Source organism: Allobosea sp. 05T439, from assembly GCF_056396005.1.
This window is the reverse complement of the sequence record NZ_JBFTKP010000182.1, coordinates 1-323: the sequence shown is the minus strand read 5'-3', so window position 1 is coordinate 323 and position 323 is coordinate 1. Positions and strand designations below refer to the sequence as shown.

The window sequence follows — 323 nt, the reverse complement described above, 5'->3', positions numbered from 1 at the left end:
TGGTCGGTACGCCCGATGCGGACGTGTTGCTCGGGGCGGCTGGGGCGGACAACCTGATCGGCCAGGGCGGCGACGATGTCCTGATCGGAGCGGGCGGCAACGACACGATCTCGGCCGGCGACGGCAACGACTTCGTCGATGCCGGGGAGGGCCGTGACGTGGTCTTCGGCGGGGCCGGCGACGACGTGCTGCTCGGCGGGGCCGGCAACGACCTGATCGATGGCGAGGCCGGCAACGACCGGATCTTCGGTGGCACCGGCGACGACCGGATCACGGCCGGGGCCGGCGACGACACGGTGGTGGCGGGTGCGGGCAATGACGTG

Annotated in this window: 1 protein-coding gene; it reads left to right on the top strand. The window is 72.4% G+C overall.

The genetic code is table 11. The features are described from left to right. Positions 1-323, top strand: a 323-nt coding sequence (locus AC1DIO_RS35640; RefSeq protein WP_476854992.1) for a calcium-binding protein, incomplete at both ends; no start/stop codon positions are given.